This is a genomic window from Limnoglobus roseus (assembly GCF_008254045.1).
GTDB lineage: Bacteria > Planctomycetota > Planctomycetia > Gemmatales > Gemmataceae > Limnoglobus > Limnoglobus roseus.
Genome location: NZ_CP042425.1, coordinates 7,891,316 through 7,907,620 on the forward strand (window position 1 = coordinate 7,891,316; position 16,305 = coordinate 7,907,620).

Genomic DNA, 16,305 nt, shown 5'->3' on the forward strand with positions numbered 1-16,305 from the left:
CAAAGCAGGTGACATTGATGTCTGACGACGACGTCCGGACCCGATTTGAAGCGTGCAATCGGCGGTTGGGCGAGGAGCGGCGGCGGCCGGAATACATCCCTCTTCATGCGGCGATTTGTCGGCCGGAAGGACCGGGCGGGAGCATCCTCCACGACGACCTCTTCGGAGCCTACCTCGGCACGTCCGACTACACGCAACAGTTCGTCAGTTCCGTCGCCAGTTCGGTAACGTACGCAGTCGCCCACTACTTTCTACCCGACAGAGGCTTCGTTCCCAGCGAACACGTCAACACGCTGATCCAACAGGTCGACGGCATCGCGAAAGAACTCCATCGGGCCTGTGCCGCGTTGCCCGAGCGAATCCGTCTCGCATTGCGTCTCCCCGAAGTGCCGGACTGGTGGGGCACTCTGTTCCACCTCGCGTGGCACTTTGATCGACCTTTCCTTCGCGCCGCACGGTGTCGGCTCATGACCCAAGACGATACCCACGTCGTGCGGGTGGGCGAGTCGATCATGCAAGAAATTGGCCACTCCGGGCGCGACGTAATGCCCGGTCTGATCTTCAGTCGACTCGACGATGAGGTCTTTTCAGCATCCGAGGCGGCGGTCGGATTGATTCTTGACGCCATCGATAACGGCCGCTCGGCCGTCCCGCCCCTATCGGCCGAACTGCTTACTCGGAGACTCGTTCAACTTAAGGATCAGTTCCAAGCCGCTTCGCTCGGGAAAGTAGGTGGCCGGAAGGGTGGACCGAAGACGAAAGCCAAGGCGCTACGACTGTCCGACAGTTTCACGAACCCCCCGGCGACCAGTTGGGCGGCTCTTAAGTACGGTGGGAAAGTACCGCAATCGACGTGGCCACTCAACCGCCTGAATGCCGATCAGGAAATCTGTCAGGTTGTTGGCCCGGAGAACGACGCTTTTATCAACCTCGCCACCATCGGAGGCAACACTCTTCCGGCCGAATCACTCAGCACTCCAATTTTTTTGCCCCCGGTCGGTCGAGGCACGCTCAAGGCGAGCGCGGCCTTGCCGTTGAATGCATCTGGACCCGTTCCCCGGTGGCTCCGGTTCGTTTTCACGACCCTTCTCCGGCATCGACCGGAACTCGTCAATATTTCTTGGCATAAAGCCAATCCCGCTTGCGGGTTAGGAACCGCAACGCTCAAACCGGACGTGTTCGCCGCTTCCGTCATCGCACTCGAAATCGAACTCGCATCATTGGGACTTGCTCCAACTGGGGCTAACGGCCGAGCCTCCGGGTTGATCTTTGACGATCCCTGGGACGACTGCCCCCACCCGCCGCCGGCGGTTGGTCGATACGTCCGGTTTCAACTGGACACCACTTCGGCGGGTGGCGAGCAACAATGGCGTCCGGCGTGGACCTGGGCGGAGAAACCTCAGGACGGTTGGGCGGAATGCGGCACGTGCGGCGATGGCTCGTTGGTCCTTGTCGCAACGGGCTCCCCACCGGCGGTGTGTGATTGGCTTCCGCGGCACTGGCCCGCGCGCTTCTACCCCCTGGGGACTTCTGTCGTTCATTGCGAGGGGTGGCGATCCCTGGTCAAGAGCGTGTTCATCGACACCGCCGACACGATCCCGCCGGATGATCCGCGATTTGGCTGGCAGACCCTCGCTCGGACGACGCGTGAATTCGCTCATCACCTCGGGGCCGTCACTCTAGATCGACTCACCGCACCGTTGCCAGCCACTCGCCCCGAAGCGCGGAGAGAAGTCCTGCCACTGCTCGACGGCATCATCGCTTATCAATCCCGGGCGGGTACTAAACCCAACGACGAGCACCCTCAGGGCGGACGACTCCAAAGCAACACGCCGCCACGGACAGGACGACCACCGGACGCGCGAAAAAAAGAGATCACAGAGTTCGCCCGAGAACTCCGAACCCGAAAAGTGCCGTGGAAAAGCATTCCCGACGCAGTGTTCAACAAGTACGGGGTTAAATACTCGTCCGAAACACTTCGCGGTTACTTGAAGGGCGGCTGACCGGGGCGAAACAATTCCCCCCGTTTCGCCCCAGTTCCAACCGTGCAACGAATCGGCCATTGTAAACCTCATCGCACACCGTGAGGAGGTTCACAATGGCCGAACACGTTTCTGATACCCCGTCCGTGCTTGACGAAATCCAACGGGGAGAAGGCTTGTCCCTGTCCACCGCCGGGCGGCTCTTCCCCGGTCACCGCGGCGGGGTGGCCGTCTCACCGAGCACCGTCTTTCGGTGGGTGACCAAGGGCACTCGGAGTTCCGCGGGGCAGGTCGTCCGGTTGGACGCCGTCCGCGTGGGCGGCCGGTGGCTCACGTCGCGAGGGGCAGTCAAACGTTTCGTCGCGGCACTGACCGACAACTCGATTCCTGGGGCGTGCATTTACGAACCAGTCCCCCGGTCCCCGGTCGCCTTGGCTCAAGCAGCGGAGAAGGCTGAGGCCGCACTCCGGGCCATGGGGGCTTGAACCATTTCCTCTAAACGCGAACGACCTGGGGAGCCGCGCAACTGACGCCCCAGGTCGATCGGAGAACAACTATGAGCGACATCATACCGGCCGGTCCTCCAGCGTTCAACGCGAATCACCCGGCGGAACGTGAACCGACAACCCGTGCAACTGCGGGAAAGCATGTGCTCCCACACCACGCACGGGAGTTATGCGCATCCGGACTGTCACCCGATACCATCCTCGACAACGGGATCTATTCCGAAACCGAGCCGACGGCTGTCGCGGGGTTGCTGAACTGGGACGCCCGCCGTGCCCGAGAACTCGGCTCGGTCCTGGTCTATCCCCATACCGACCCGACGGGCCGACAACTCGGTCACGCCACCGTAAAGCCGGACAAGCCGCGGGGCCGCAAGGGCAAGCCGGGCGTGATCAAGTACGAGAACCCGTTCCGGCGACCGAATCGCCTCTACGTACCCGCCGGCGCGCTGACCGCACTTCCGAATCCGGTCACGCCTTTGCTCATCACCGAAGGGTGCAAGAAGGCACTGGCCGCGACCCAGCACGGGTTCCCGTGTGTCTCACTGCCGGGCGTGTGGAGTTGGGTCGCCCCCCGGCCTGAAGTGGCCGGGAAGAAAGTCGGCCGGAAGGAGTTGTTCGACGACTTGAAAGCCATCAGTTGGCGCGATCGACCTGCGGTCATCGTATTCGACAGCGACGCGGCCGAGAACCCGGCCGTAAAGCGCGCCGAACGCGAGTTGGCCGCGGCACTCCGCCGGGAAGGAGCCGTCGTCCAAATCATCCGCCTCCCGGTCGAACCGGACGGTACCAAGAACGGCTTGGACGACTTCCTCGTTCGGCACGGCCCGGCCGCCCTGGAGTCGCTGATCAACCCGCCCGGCATCGGAGCAACCGCGGCCGCCCCACCTTCTGGGCCGGCCGGTCTGACCGAGAGCGGGTACACGGCCATTCGTGGCGGCACGTACCACTGTGTCCTCACGCGCGACGAGGGCACGGGCGCGTCGGTCGTCACACGGCAAACCAAACTCGCCAACTTCGTCGCCAGGATCGAGGGGCACCGGGTGACCGACGACGGCGCCGAACAGGTCCGGGAGTTGGTGATCGGCGCGGAGCAACAGGGGAAGCCCAAGGTCACCACCGGCGTCTCGGTCGAGCGGTTCGCCGGGTTGGATTGGGTTGTGGAGCGGCTCGGGCCGCAGTTCGTAATCCAACCGGGCAGTGGGAAGCGAGACCACCTCCGCTGTGCGATCCAGGAACTGAGCGGAGACGCCATTCCGCTGACCACGGCCTACACCCACACTGGGTGGCGAGAGGTCGGGGGAGATTGGCACTACTTGCACGCCGGCGGCGCGGTCAGCGGGCGTGTCCCCGGCCGCGGGGCGGTCGAGGTGAGACTGGACGGTTCAGCGGCGGGTTTCCGCCTCCCCGAACCACCGACCGGCGCAGGTTTGCGAGACGCGGTCCGGGGTTCTCTCCGGTTACTCGCCGGCCTCGCCCCCGACGCCGTCATGTTCGCAGTCCTCGCTTCCGTTTACCGGTCGGTCCTCGGGACGCCGGACTACGCCCTTTGGCTGACCGGCCCAACCGGGGTACAGAAGAGCGAGATTGCCGCCCTTGCCCAGCAACATTTTGGGCCGGCCATGACTCGCAACCGCCTGCCGGGGAATTGGTCGTCCACGGACAACGCACTCGAAGGCCTGGCGTTCACGGTCAAGGACGCGCTGTTGGTCGTGGACGACTTCGCCCCGTCCGCTGTGCGGGCCGACGCCGACCGCCAGCAGCGGGCGGCGGAGCGGATCATCCGCGGGCAGGGCAACCATTCGGGCCGGCAACGAATGCGCGCCGACGGCACCCTCCGACCGACCAAGCCGCCTCGGTGCCTCGCGCTCGCCACCGGCGAAGACGTCCCGCGGACACACTCGATCACGGCGCGATTGTGCGTCGTCCGCGTGCAAAAGAACGACGTAATTTTGTCCCGGCTGACCGAGAGCCAGCGGGACGCGTCAAACGGCCTATACGCGGCGGCACTGGCCGGGTTCGCCGCATGGCTTGCGCCCCGCTACGCGGCGGTCCTTCGGGGGCTCGACGGCGAGCGGATCGAACTGCGAGACCGCATCGTCGGCAGGTGCCCACACGCCCGGACCCCGGACATCGTGGCCAACCTTCTGCTCGGCCTGAAGTACCTCTTGCAGTACGCCGAAGGAGTTCAGGCGATCGACGCGGTCGAGCGAGATCGCCTCTGGCAGCGAGGGCAGACAGCGTTCCGTTCGTTGGTCGAAGCCCAAGGTGAACACCTCGAGGCGAACGATCCGGTGGCCCGGTTCCCGGAAATGCTGGCCGCGATCCTTACCAGCGGTCGCGGGTACGTCGCCGACACGAACGGTCAGGCGCCCGATGCTCCCCCTTCGCCCGCCGTGTGGGGCTGGGAATCCCGAGGGATCCGCGGCGGGTTGGGAGAAGAACCGTTCTACGTGCCGCGGGGCCCAAAGGTCGGGTGGGTCCGAGACAACGAGTTGTACTTGGAACCCGACAGTCTGTACGCGGCCCTGACGGAATTCGCCCGCGAACAAGGGCAAGCGTACCCGATTACAAAACAAACTCTCACCCACCGGCTGAACGAGAGCGGGGCGTTGGTCCGGGTGGATAAGGGTCGGACGGTTTACCCAGTGACCATTGAGGGATCTCGCCGTCGCGTCCTCGTCCTACGAGCAGATTCTCTCTTCGCACCGGGACAGTGGGGACAAACGGGACGAGAACCGCTGACCAACGGCGATTCGTTCCCTATGCCGTGTCCCGGTTCCTCGATTCCGACGAGCGATTCGGGACGGGAAGTCGGTCCACTGCCCGACGAAATGCCTCGCCCCGTCCCGAGTGTCCCGAATGTCCCGATCTCTGGACTGGAGCAGTCGTCTCGCGTAGTCTCGCAGGAGTCCGAATCGTTTTTCCTCGAAGCGATAGACGCGATACGTCATTAATCGGGCGCATGCCACGGACTTGAGCCTCGGACCGAACGGTACGAGCGTCCGCGAAGTCACCACCCTCAGCGACGGTAGGTTGCCGACAGATTGGCGACTCCCAACCACCACGGGAGCACAGGTCCCCGGAGACGAGCTTTGTAGGGGTTACCAGCGGTAATTTCGAGTCAGTCCCTCAGAGCGCCGCGATAAGCGATGTCCCTTGCTCAGTGGGCGTGGCCATAGGTTAGGCCCCCGATGCCTCACTCCCCGCTACAGGCGTTGCAACCGGACACGCGATAGCACAATCTTGACTCAGTACACAGGCGAAAGCGCTGAGCATCGCGATCGGGAAGACCTCAAATGATTTCGGAAAATCCATCGAACTCCGGAGGCGGACATGGGCGGGATCAATAGCGGTACGCGGACGAATAAGAAGCGGACGGTCGGAACCTGCTTCGCCCTCGACGCAGCCCGCCTCCGGCAGTGGGGCAAGTTCGTCCCGGGCGCCGGGCTGGTCGCGGGCAGCGTCGTCTGGACGGACGAGGATCAACCGCCCCGCCGGGCGTTCTACGACGTCGACATAGCGGCCGGGGCTGCGTTGGGCACGCTGCGGGTCATGCACCTCGACGAGAAGGCCCGGGATTTGTCCATCTGCACGATCGGTCTGGTGGCGACCCGCTGCCATTTGGGCGGACTCCGGTGGTGGCTCGCTTGCCCGGTGCAGCGGTACGGCTCGCCGTGCGGGCGGCGGGCGCGGAAGTTGTACCTGTGCGAAAACACGTTCGGCTGCCGCGAGTGCCACGGCCTGACGTACCTGTGCCGGCAGCAGAGCGACAAGCGGGTGGCCGCCGCGTTTCGGGCCGGCACCGACCTGTCCGAGTTCGAGGCCCGACCCGACATGACACTGGCGGAGGCGATCTTCGCGGCTAAGGTGTTTCAGGCCGACGACGCCCGGCGGGAGCGGGCGGCCCGCCGGGACGTTCGCCGGCGGTCACCGAGGAAGCGAGCAGAGTACTACAAATTCACGGGCAGACGTCCCGGCGCGTAGTGGTCAAAGCCCACGCCGTTTACGTGGTGAGTTCCCGCAACTCTCCGCTTCCGAAAGGCCTCTCATGACCCCCTGGCCGGTCCTCGAACGCTTTTGGACAGAACTCGACACCCGGCCACCCGTCACGGCTGACGGCTACCTCGTCGAGATGACGCCGGCCCGACGGCACGAGGACGTACGCCCTACGGCCGAGGTTCTCGCCCGGTCGCCGTGCCGCGTCTTGCTCGGCGAGGCCGGGGTCGGCAAGTCGACCACCCTGGCCGAGATTGCCAGGCTGCTGCCGCCGGACGACGCTCGCCTACGGCTCGACTTTGCGGACGCCTCGGCCGCGGACCTCCGAGACCGGGCGTTCGTTGGCCCCGCATGGGAGCAATGGCACGCCGGTACACAGTTACACCTGTTGTTCGACTCCCTGGACGAGTCGGCGGTCGCCATCGACCGCGGTGTGGCTATCTTGCGGGATGGATTCCGTCAGTTACGCGGGGTCGAGCGGTTGACGTTGACGGTCGCCTGTCGACCGGTGGCGTGGCCGGAGACGCTGGGGGCCATCCTGCGGGAGCGGTGGGCGGCCGGGTACGCCAAGTACCTCCTCTGCCCGCTCCGCCGTTCGGACGTGGAGCGAGTCCTAGTGGCCGAGGACATCGCGGCCCCTGGCTTCTTCGCGGCCCTAGACCGAATGAACGCGCACCACTTGGCAGCCCGGCCTCAAACGTTGCGATTGTTAGTGCGAACCTACCGGCGGGTCGGCCGGTTGCCGGCGGACCGCGACGACCTGTACCGCGAGGCGGTTCGCGACCTTTGCGACGAGCCGAACGCCGCGTATCGGGAGTCGAGAGGCGCGCGTACCCTCAGTCCGGGCCAGCGGCTCGCCCTCGCCCGCCGGGTGGCCGCGGTCTGCGTACTGACCGGCCGGGCGAGCGTCTGGACCGGACCCAAGGCCGAGTGTCCGGAGACGTGCGTGTGCGTGTCGGACCTCAGGGGCGGGACCGAGACCGAGGAGGAGGAGACAGTACCGGTCGAGACGGCGACGCTCACCGAAGTCCTGAGGGACACGGGGTTATTCAGGCCCGCCACCGCCCACGTGACGTGGGACCACCGCACGTTCGCGGAGTTTCTGACGGCCGACTACGTCTGTCGCCACCGGCTGGACGATGCTGTCCTCGACTCTCTATTCTTGCACCCTTCGCGGCGGGGGGCAGTGCCGCAACTCGCGGGCACGGCCGGTTGGATCGGGGCGGACCGCCCGGAGTGGTTCGCCCGGCTCGCGGCCGTCGATCCGCGGGTGCTGTTCGGCCTGGACCCGACGGCCGGCACCGAAGCCTTCCGGGCGTGGGCCGTTGGATCGCTGCTAAACGCCGCAGCCGCCGACCGCCTGAACGACTACCGGGTGCAAGACGAGGAATACCGGCGGTTCGGCTGCAACGGGCTGGGAGCCGTCCTCCGGCCGTTCGTCGCCAACGCGACATTGAACGTGTTCGCACGCCGCATGGCGTTCCGGATCGCCGCGGCCAACGGCGTGACGGCCCTGGTGCCAGACTTACTCGCAGTCGCCAGCACTGCCGCCGAGGAGCCGCACGTGCGGAGGTTCGCCGCCCGCGCGGTGGTGGATCTGAGCGGCAACACACCCCCGCGGGAGTTGCTCGACCTCCTACGGCTGCCGCCGGCCGAGGATCCGGACGACGAACTACTCGGCACGGCTATCGACGCCTGCTGGCCGAGGTTGCTGACGACGGCCGACGTGTTCGAGGTGCTGCGCCCGCCTCACAACCCCGAGATGTTCGGGGATTACGCGGCGTTCTTGACCCGGCGGCTGCCTGAGGCGCTTTCGGCGGCCGACTTGGCAGTGGCATTGTCCTGGGCCGCGAGTACTGACGTACCGGACGCATCCGGACTCGATCCACTGACGCGAGCACGTTCTGCCATCATCCGCCGCGGGTACACCCGACTCGACGACGAGGCCGTTCTGACCCCGGCGGCACGAGTCGTCTGGGCGGCCGCCTCCAACTTCCGCCCACTGCCTGGCTACGACCGCGTGGAGGGAACGCGCGACCTCCTGCCCGACGATTTGCCGCGCCGCCGACTGGCCCAAGCCGTGGGTCGACTAGCATCGGGGACCGAGGATGCCGGACGGAAGCTCTTGTATGCCCGACTCGTCCGACCTCAAGACGTCGAGTGGCTGGTAGACCAATTGATGACGGCGTCCGACGAGGCGATCTGCAGGGTCTGGTCCGACGTTGCCGCCGAACTCTATCGCGCGTGGCCGTGCGAAACCCTCGGTCCGTTTCGCACTCTCTATCATCACGCAGAAGCCCCGACGGTGTTCACGGCCCTTCTCCGGCCGCTCTTGGAGCCGGTAGCCGTGAGTTCTCCGGAAGCCGAGAGAATGCGCCAAGATCTTGCACGGTTCCGCGCGTCCGAAGCAGACTCGGAGCGTCTCGAGCAAGAGATTGGCTCCCAGCGGGCCGAACACGAACGACTCGGTCAGGACGAGTTGGTCGCCGCCGTCACGAGGCTGTCCGAAGGATCCGTGAATGCTTGGCCCCGACTGGCCTTCGCGCTACTCGTCGGGCAACGCCGTGACATCAACTTGCAATACGCATTCGATCTGACAGCGACGCCAGGGTGGGCGACCCTACGGCCCGAGGATTTACCCCTCCTGCCCGAGGCCGCGGAGTGCTTCCTTTCACACGGTCGACCCTTCAACATCTACACCCGGCTGGCCGGATTGAAGGCACTCCACTACTTGCGAACGGCCACCCCGAATCGATTCACCGGTCTGCCGGAGGCCATTTGGCTGACGTGGCTGCCGGCAGTGGTCTGGTACGTCTTTACCGACTCCGAGGAACGCCGGCGGCTGTTTGCGGAGGCATATCGCCGCCTGCCGGATGAGACGTTGGCCGCTTGGCGGGAGTGGGCCATCCAGCTGGACACCGTCGCGTACCACGCCGCCCCGAGCCTCCTGTTCGGTTCGCGGTGGGATGACCGCACCACGAGGCTCGTGCGGCAAGTTCTGCAGGACACCGCCCTGCGGCCAGCAGTGCGGCAGATCCTCTGGGACGGACTACTCGCACAAGATGTCGGGGCAGATGCGGAAGCGGCCGGAGCGCTGACCTCTCCGCCGGCAGATGCCATCCACGCGGACGACCGGCACGTCGTCGCAGCAGCATTGATGGCCCACGCCCCGCGGATCCTCTTCTCGTTGTTGGACCGGATCGAGGTGGCCTCGCCCGGCTTCTTCTCACGCTGGATGCTGCACCTCGCCGCCAAGGTGCGGGACGACCGGTGGGGAACGTTCCTCCGAGTGCTGACTGACGCCGAACTCGGCGAATTGTATCGTCGGATGCACGCCGCGTTCCCGCCGGCCGAGGACGACGCCCAGGAGCGGGTGGATGAGCACGCGGTCACGCCGCGGGACGAGTTGGCAGAGTGGCGGTCGGGCGTAATCGGTGAACTCGAGGCCTGTGGGACCGTCGCGGCGTGCGACGTGATCGCCCAACTGGCGACAGCATACCCCGAAGCCGATCACCTGCGATGGCGGCAGACGACCGCACTCGGCAACGTCCTCGAAGCGACGTGGCGACCGCCGACGCCGGCCGACGTACGGACGTTGTTCCGCGAGGCGGATCGGCGACTGGTCCGCGGGGCTGCCGACCTAGCCGCCATAATCCTCGAATCGCTCGACCGGTATAAGGCCGAACTCCAAGGGCACACGCCGTCGGCGTTTCAGTTGTGGAACGTGTGGGCCACCAAAGGCAAGGACGGCAAGAAGTCGAACAAGTACCGGCCGAAAGAGGAGAACCGCGTGTCCGACGCGATCGCGCTCCACTTGCAGCGGGATCTAGCCGGCCGTCGGGTTGCCGTCAACCGCGAGGTCGAGGTGCGGCCGGCACAGGGCGGCGGGGCCGGCGAGCGGACCGACATCCACGTCGTCGCTTGGTCAGCCGGGCGGCAAGACCCGGTTACCGTCGTCATCGAGGTCAAGGGCGGCTGGCACGCCGAAGTGCGAACCGCCATGCAAACACAACTCCGAGACCGTTACCTCGCGGACAGCCGGGTCACCCACGGCGTCTACCTCGTGGCATGGTTCTGCTGCCCGCAGTGGGACACCGACGACGACCGGCACGCCGATCATCGAAACCGCGTCGGCGACGTGCTCGCAGTGACGCGGCAGGATTTCGTTGTCCAAGCCTCCCAACTGAGTCAGCCGCCGGTTCTGCTGCGGGCAGTCGTGCTCGACGCATCCCTAAGGTAAGGGGACGTTGATCGTCACGCGATCCGCGGCACCTCCGAAGTGTCACGTCTTGGCCTCAAGATCCCTGTATGTGGTCAATGACAGGTTCCTCATGACTGTAACCCGCCCTGCGTGGGTTTTTCTGTACCGCTGAGTTGGGGCATTGGATAGACTGTCGTCCACCTCGACTCATGGTGAGCCGAGCGGATCCAACCAGTACGGAGTTCACGGCGGTAACCCGCGGCGAGCGAGCCGCGATCACAATCTGAAAGGCCAAGCGTGAGCTTGGCTCCGCTTCCGACAAACCGACCAAGCGTGGGCAAAAACCCACGGCGTTTACAAAGGCGGACCCAACCGCGCCCCGAAAGGGGCGGCGGCCGGGGTCCGTTTTGTAGGCTCTTGGTCGGGCCTGTCGGAGCGGCTTCGTGTCCGCCGCTCCGTCATTTAGGGCCCACCATGTCGCTCCAAACATTCTGCCCGCGCTGCAACGCACCTGTCATCGTCCACGCGTCCGCCGCCGAGCAGACAATCGGCTGCCCGAATTGCAAGTCACCCTTCGTCGTTCCGCCAGCTTCACCTACCGCCCCCTTCCAAGTCATCGACGGCGAAACTGAAGGACGAAGGAAACTCAAACAGTACGGCTCTGCGGCCCGGCCGCTGTTTCCAGCCAGTTTCCACGTCGCCGCGTGGATGGCGATTGTGACGATGGCCGTGTGTTGGATATTCTTCGTGATACAGAACGCGGCGTACTTCAAACGTCGGCACGACATCATGAAAGAAGACGAGGAATCTTACAAGAGGCTGCGTGAAGATGTACGAGGTCAGAAATAAGAAGCCCGAACAAAATTTTTGGAAACCGTCGCGCGAGTTAGTCTGACCGAGGGCGGGCGGGATCGGTATCGTTGAGGTCAATAACGGTCGCCAGCGGTCGGAGAGGAAGACGGACACATCGAAAGCGTCCGGCGAAAATACGCCTTGCGTGAAACGTCCGGCGAGTTGGTCTGTCGGAGGGCGTGCATGGCGGGGGCCGATTGAAATTCGGACGGCTCGCGGGCCTCCTGGGGCTCGTCGGCCTTTCCCCGTGCTCGATGGCGGGGGCGGATTGAAACGGGAAGTCGGCGGCCCAATCCTCGTGTTCCAATCGCGATTTGCGGGAGAGGTGCACGAGAACGCTTTGCGGATCCGCCGGGCGGCAATCGCCCCGTACCCCCCCTTCGTCGCGGAAATTTTCCTGCATCTCGCCACGTGCCGCGACGCCGCCGGGGACCGCAAGGGTGCCGAAGAGATGTTCGTCGCGGGCCTGGACGCCGTCCGCCGCAGGTACGGCGAGAACCACGTGAAGACGCTTCAGATTTACTACATGTTCGCTCACTTCCACACCTAAGCCACCGCGTGATCCGCAAGGTTATCGGGCGCACCGTCGCAGTCTGTTAAACGACACCGCCGGCCGGCCGCCGCTGGAATTCGACGGCCTGGTCACCGACTAAACTTGCATAGGGCGTTTATTAGATTCGCTGAACGAATCCCAATTGTCACTTGAACCGCGTGGTTTGATCCCTAAAACCTAAAGAGTCAAAATTGTCGGAAGACTAACTAACGAGGAACCCGCCCGACGCGGAGGCCTTTTTAGACGAGTAAGCCGGCGTGATCAAATCCCTTCGGGGGTTCGGTCACGCCGGCTTTTTTTTTGCCCGCGTGGACCGAACGATCGCCAAAGTGGACCGAACGATCGCCAAAGAACGGGCGGAAGCCGAGATGATACACCCAAGCCGAACAAATGCCCGAGGCGCCTATCGCGTTCGTGCAACTGCGGACGGGCAACTACGTGCCGAAGTCAGTGACCGCGGTTCTAAGCGAGGGCACGCTCGTCATCACGATGCACGAGGTTCTGTCGCCGGCCGAGCGGGATTTGGCCAAGACTCTGGTGGGGTCGGCCAGATGCAGGAACTCCACCGCCAAGGGTTCGCCACTTCCTCTGCCACGTTGCGGAAAAGAGCTCAAGTGAAGTACCGAGATGGAGGTGCGCGAGGCAACCGCGGAAAACGAGCCGGCGTGTGCGGCGCCGTGGTGCAGGCGTTCACGACCGGCATCGTCGTCCAGGTGTGCTTGCTCGACGGGCACGCCCCGACGGAAGCGTGGAGTGGAAGCGAACCCGGCAAATAGCCGCGCATCGCCCCGGTAGGGAGTCCATGGATCAGTCCCGAACGACCGTCGGCCAGAAGATCGCCCAGACGGTCCGCGAAATCGAGCGGCGACACATGCGGCACCGGCGCGACTGGGTCGCCGTCTTTTTGAACGAGGAGACGGTCGTGATCGCGGTACACGGCATCCTGACGGCCGCGGAAAGCGCGATCGCCGACACGTCGGCCGAACTTCGGGAATTCCAGCAACGGCTGTTCGCCAACATCGCCCTGGTCCAACGGATCGAGAGCCTCTCCGGGATGGGCGTCCTTGACACGACCGTGGAACTGGACCCGACGACCGGCGACCTGGCCCTGCTGTTCAGAACGGACACGGCGGGGGCGGGATTTCCCGCTCTCGCCCGGCCGGGCCGGAACAGCTCGCGCCTGGACCGGCATCGTTTGAGCGGCCCGATGGCGGGACCCGCAGCACCAAACCAACCGGATGTTTCATCCGGGGACGATCGCCCGAGGCTTGACAACAGGAGTTCACGATGAAGACCGACACGCAACTGCAGAAGGACGTCATGGACGAGATCAAGTGGGAGCCGTCGACCACGGCGGCCTCGGTCGGGGTGACGGCGAAGGACGGGGTGGTGACGCTGACCGGCACGGTCGCGTCCTACGCCGAGAAGTGGGCGGCGGAGCGGGCGGCGCAGCGGGTCGAGGGGGTCAAGGGCCTCGCCCAGGAGATCGCGATCAAGCCGTTCGGCTTCCACGTCAAGAACGACACGGAGATCGCCGACGCGGCGGTCACCGCCCTGAAGTGGCACGTCTGGGTGCCGACCGGCGTCCAGGCGACCGTCGCCCAGGGGTGGGTCACGCTGAAGGGCGCCGCGGATTGGGAATACCAGCGGACCGCGGCCCACGACGCCGTCTGCTTCATGCCGGGGGTGAAGGGGGTGTCGAACGACATCACCCTCAAGCCGAAGGTCAAGCCGGCGGGCGTCAAGGACCAGATCGAGAAGGCGTTCGTCCGGAACGCGGAGATCGACGCGGGGACGGTGAAAGTGGCCGCGGACGGCGGCGCGGTGACGCTGTCCGGCAGCGTCCGAACGTGGAACGAAAAGGACCAGGCCGGTACGGCCGCGTGGAACGCCCCCGGCGTCAACAGCGTGACGAACGACATCATCGTTTCCTATGCGTGATCGCATCGACCGTTGAAGGGGCGAGACGGCTCACCCCTCCCTCACACCAGGAGTTTGAGCAATGTCCGAGACCAAGACCAAGCAGCAGGGCGAGCGTCACGCCACCATGCGCGTCATCGAGTTGGTTGGAGAGTCGAAGGAGAGTTGGGAGGACGCGGCTCAACGGTTGGTGAAGCGGGAGTCCGCGAAGCACAAGAACATTACCGGACTGGACGTGCTCCGCAGCACGGCCATCGTCCGGGAGGGCAAGATCGTGGAGTACCGCATAGACGCGAAAGTGGCCTACGCGACCGAACCCGACCGGGGCGAGGAGTGATCGACGCACCCCGGGCGTCGAATACGATCCGCCCATTCCGGGCGGGCCGTGCTGTCAGGGCGGGAGCCGTTCGCGACCGTCCAAGAATCTGAATTCGACCAATCCCATTCAGGAGCTGATTATGACGAATGCATCCACGAAGCCGCACGACGGCACGGTCGTTGGCGTGGCCGGCGACAAGCTCACGACGACGTGCAGCGAGGGTAAACAACACTGTCACACGGTGGCCAAGGACGCCAAGGTGACGTGCGACGGCAAGGCGAGCAAGGCCGCCGACTTGAAAGCCGGCACGCCGGTGCGGGTGACTCCGCACAAGGACGACAAGTCGGTGGCGACGGCCGTCGATTCGGGCAAGCACATCCCGGCGGTGGCGACCGGCGCCAAAGCATAGTAACGGCGGACAACCCGCGGTGAGCCGGGCGGCCGGCCCACCGCATTCTTTCCTGGATCAGGAGATCAACACCCGTGGGACACGTTCACGTCAACTTGGGGATTCTCGCCCTCACCTGCGGCATCCTCTCGGCGAAGTGGTCGATGGAATTGGGCATGAACCAGTTCCGCCAACTGCTCTGGGGCGTCGCCGGCGTGTTGCTCGGGCCGCTGGCCCTTCTGATCCTTTACGTCCGCCATCTCGGAGCCAGGCAGGCCAATGGCGTCCACGGCGCCCAGTGGATTTCTGGTCGAGCGGCCACGACGGCGGTTGTGTCCTGAAAGCACGTCCCGGCGACAACCGAATGTGCGAGCATTGCGGCCGGAGTCACCTTCCGATCGCTCCATCCCCCGACTTACGACAAGGAAATCACCATGCGAAAGTATATCAGTGGACTGGCCCTGCTCTTGGCCGCGTTCGCGTCCGAAGCGGCCGCCCAGTACCAGACCGTCATCACCCCGCCCGCGGGCGGCGTGCCCATCGTCGCCGGCGGTTGGTACACGGCCGGCACCGTGTTCGCCAACGGAATGGCCTACCCGGCGGGGCCAGTCGTCGAGGACGTCGGCTCGGTCGCACAGGCCTCGTACTCCGTTCCAACCGTCGTCGGCTATCCAGCGTCGTTCGGCTCCAACTACTACTACGGCGGATACCCTCAGAGTTCCTACTACGGCCCCGGTTACTCGTCGTTCGGTCTGGGCATCGGCTTTGGGACCAGCGGCTACGGCTACAACCGCGGCTACGCGGGCTACGGCTTCCGCTCCTATCCGAGCAATCGCGGCTACGGCGGTTACAGCAATTTTGGGCCGGGTTACGGTCGCGGCTACTCCGGGAACCGTGGGTACGGCGGTGGCAACGGCGGGCGGCGGCGTTAACGCGCCACGGAATCGAACGGTCTCACGGAAAGCCCGCCGGGTCTTCCGCCCTCATCTCACACTCTGGAGGAACACCCCATGAAAGAATCAGCTCTTGCCAAGGCCCCCCGTGCGGCGGCCCCGCCGCCGCATGAGGTGCAAGCGTTCGGCACGGTCGCCGAAATGCCCATCGCCCTCGCCGAGGCCGCCCGGCGGGAAGGGGCGGACAACCTGAACCAGCTCCTGGCCGACACGATCACCCTCCGCGACCTGTACCGCAAGCACCACTGGCAGGCGTCTGGGCCGACCTTCTACATGCTCCACCTGCTGTTCGACAAGCACCACCGGGAGCAGGACGAGTTGGTGGACGCCATCGCCGAGCGGGTCATGCAACTCGGCGGCGTGAGCGTGGCGATGGCCGCCGACGTGGCCGAGACGACCCTCATCCCCCGGCCGCCGAAGGGCCGCGAACGCACGGCCGAACAGGTGGCCCGCTTGCTGTACGCGCACGAAATCGTCCTGGAGGAGGCCCGCGCCATGGCCCGGTACGCCGAGCGCGACGGGGACGTCGGGACCGGCGACCTGATCGTCAGCGATGTCATCCGCACGAACGAGACGCAAGTCTGGTTCGTGGCCGAACACCGAACCGCCGTCCCGGCGGAAGTCGAGTGACCCCC

The 16,305-nt window shown here is 65.2% G+C and carries 14 protein-coding genes and 1 pseudogene; all 15 read left to right on the plus strand.

What is annotated here, in order from left to right; genetic code table 11:
* Positions 1 to 17: 17 nt before the first annotated feature.
* The 15 genes and pseudogenes from PX52LOC_RS33715 (at position 18) to PX52LOC_RS33780 (ending at position 16,300) form a co-directional block, all read left to right on the plus strand.
* Positions 18 to 2,003, plus strand: a complete 1,986-nt coding sequence (locus tag PX52LOC_RS33715) for a hypothetical protein (RefSeq protein WP_149114198.1) — start codon at positions 18 to 20, stop codon at positions 2,001 to 2,003.
* Between the two features lie 155 nt (positions 2,004 to 2,158).
* The gene (locus PX52LOC_RS33720; RefSeq protein ID WP_168219369.1) at positions 2,159 to 2,467 is read left to right on the plus strand and encodes a DUF1580 domain-containing protein; all 309 of its coding nucleotides are present in this window, start codon (positions 2,159 to 2,161) and stop codon (positions 2,465 to 2,467) included.
* Between the two features lie 164 nt (positions 2,468 to 2,631).
* A complete protein-coding gene (locus PX52LOC_RS33725; protein WP_168219370.1) occupies positions 2,632 to 5,442 on the plus strand; it encodes a DUF3854 domain-containing protein in 2,811 nt (936 codons plus the stop codon).
* Positions 5,443 to 5,821: 379 nt separating this feature from the next.
* Positions 5,822 to 6,472 (plus strand): hypothetical protein, encoded by a 651-nt coding sequence (locus PX52LOC_RS33730; RefSeq protein ID WP_149114201.1) that lies wholly within the window; start codon positions 5,822 to 5,824, stop codon positions 6,470 to 6,472.
* 64 nt (positions 6,473 to 6,536) lie between these two features.
* Positions 6,537 to 10,724: an NACHT domain-containing protein gene (locus PX52LOC_RS33735; RefSeq protein WP_149114202.1), complete on the plus strand. Its 4,188-nt coding sequence runs from the start codon at positions 6,537 to 6,539 to the stop codon at positions 10,722 to 10,724.
* A 435-nt stretch (positions 10,725 to 11,159) separates the two neighbouring features.
* Entirely contained in the window at positions 11,160 to 11,534 is a 375-nt protein-coding gene (locus PX52LOC_RS33740; RefSeq protein ID WP_149114203.1) for a hypothetical protein, read from the plus strand.
* A 328-nt stretch (positions 11,535 to 11,862) separates the two neighbouring features.
* Positions 11,863 to 12,087, plus strand: a complete 225-nt coding sequence (locus PX52LOC_RS33745; RefSeq protein WP_168219371.1) for a hypothetical protein — start codon at positions 11,863 to 11,865, stop codon at positions 12,085 to 12,087.
* Positions 12,069 to 12,190: pseudogene (locus PX52LOC_RS44445) on the plus strand (IS982 family transposase); the annotation flags it as partial. The gene PX52LOC_RS33745 and the pseudogene PX52LOC_RS44445, both read left to right, overlap by 19 nt.
* Positions 12,191 to 12,892: 702 nt before the next feature.
* Entirely contained in the window at positions 12,893 to 13,381 is a 489-nt protein-coding gene (locus PX52LOC_RS33750) for a Na-translocating system protein MpsC family protein (protein WP_149114205.1), read from the plus strand.
* The gene (locus PX52LOC_RS33755; protein WP_149114206.1) at positions 13,378 to 14,031 is read left to right on the plus strand and encodes a BON domain-containing protein; all 654 of its coding nucleotides are present in this window, start codon (positions 13,378 to 13,380) and stop codon (positions 14,029 to 14,031) included. Before PX52LOC_RS33750 ends, PX52LOC_RS33755 begins: the two co-directional genes overlap by 4 nt.
* A 61-nt stretch (positions 14,032 to 14,092) precedes the next feature.
* Entirely contained in the window at positions 14,093 to 14,347 is a 255-nt protein-coding gene (locus PX52LOC_RS33760) for a dodecin family protein (RefSeq protein WP_218575206.1), read from the plus strand.
* Between the two features lie 121 nt (positions 14,348 to 14,468).
* Positions 14,469 to 14,738 carry a hypothetical protein gene (locus tag PX52LOC_RS33765; protein WP_168219373.1) on the plus strand — a complete coding sequence of 90 codons (270 nt, stop codon included), beginning with the start codon at positions 14,469 to 14,471 and terminating at the stop codon, positions 14,736 to 14,738.
* Positions 14,739 to 14,812: 74 nt separating this feature from the next.
* Positions 14,813 to 15,058: a hypothetical protein gene (locus tag PX52LOC_RS33770; RefSeq protein ID WP_149114207.1), complete on the plus strand. Its 246-nt coding sequence runs from the start codon at positions 14,813 to 14,815 to the stop codon at positions 15,056 to 15,058.
* Between the two features lie 93 nt (positions 15,059 to 15,151).
* Positions 15,152 to 15,649, plus strand: coding sequence for a hypothetical protein (locus PX52LOC_RS33775; RefSeq protein WP_149114208.1), 498 nt, complete (start codon positions 15,152 to 15,154; stop codon positions 15,647 to 15,649).
* Between the two features lie 78 nt (positions 15,650 to 15,727).
* Positions 15,728 to 16,300 (plus strand): Dps family protein, encoded by a 573-nt coding sequence (locus PX52LOC_RS33780; RefSeq protein ID WP_149114209.1) that lies wholly within the window; start codon positions 15,728 to 15,730, stop codon positions 16,298 to 16,300.
* Positions 16,301 to 16,305: the final 5 nt, after the last annotated feature.

Bases quoted from the DNA above. Each gene is read 5' to 3' on its own strand.
- PX52LOC_RS33755 (WP_149114206.1), top strand. From the start codon at position 13,378: ATGAAGACCGACACGCAACTGCAGAAGGACGTCATGGACGAGATCAAG.
- PX52LOC_RS33765 (WP_168219373.1), top strand. From the start codon at position 14,469: ATGACGAATGCATCCACGAAGCCGCACGACGGCACGGTCGTTGGCGTG.
- PX52LOC_RS33730 (WP_149114201.1), top strand. From the start codon at position 5,822: ATGGGCGGGATCAATAGCGGTACGCGGACGAATAAGAAGCGGACGGTC.
- PX52LOC_RS33760 (WP_218575206.1), top strand. From the start codon at position 14,093: ATGTCCGAGACCAAGACCAAGCAGCAGGGCGAGCGTCACGCCACCATG.
- PX52LOC_RS33750 (WP_149114205.1), top strand. From the start codon at position 12,893: ATGGATCAGTCCCGAACGACCGTCGGCCAGAAGATCGCCCAGACGGTC.
- PX52LOC_RS33715 (WP_149114198.1), top strand. From the start codon at position 18: ATGTCTGACGACGACGTCCGGACCCGATTTGAAGCGTGCAATCGGCGG.
- PX52LOC_RS33735 (WP_149114202.1), top strand. From the start codon at position 6,537: ATGACCCCCTGGCCGGTCCTCGAACGCTTTTGGACAGAACTCGACACC.
- PX52LOC_RS33775 (WP_149114208.1), top strand. From the start codon at position 15,152: ATGCGAAAGTATATCAGTGGACTGGCCCTGCTCTTGGCCGCGTTCGCG.
- PX52LOC_RS33740 (WP_149114203.1), top strand. From the start codon at position 11,160: ATGTCGCTCCAAACATTCTGCCCGCGCTGCAACGCACCTGTCATCGTC.
- PX52LOC_RS33780 (WP_149114209.1), top strand. From the start codon at position 15,728: ATGAAAGAATCAGCTCTTGCCAAGGCCCCCCGTGCGGCGGCCCCGCCG.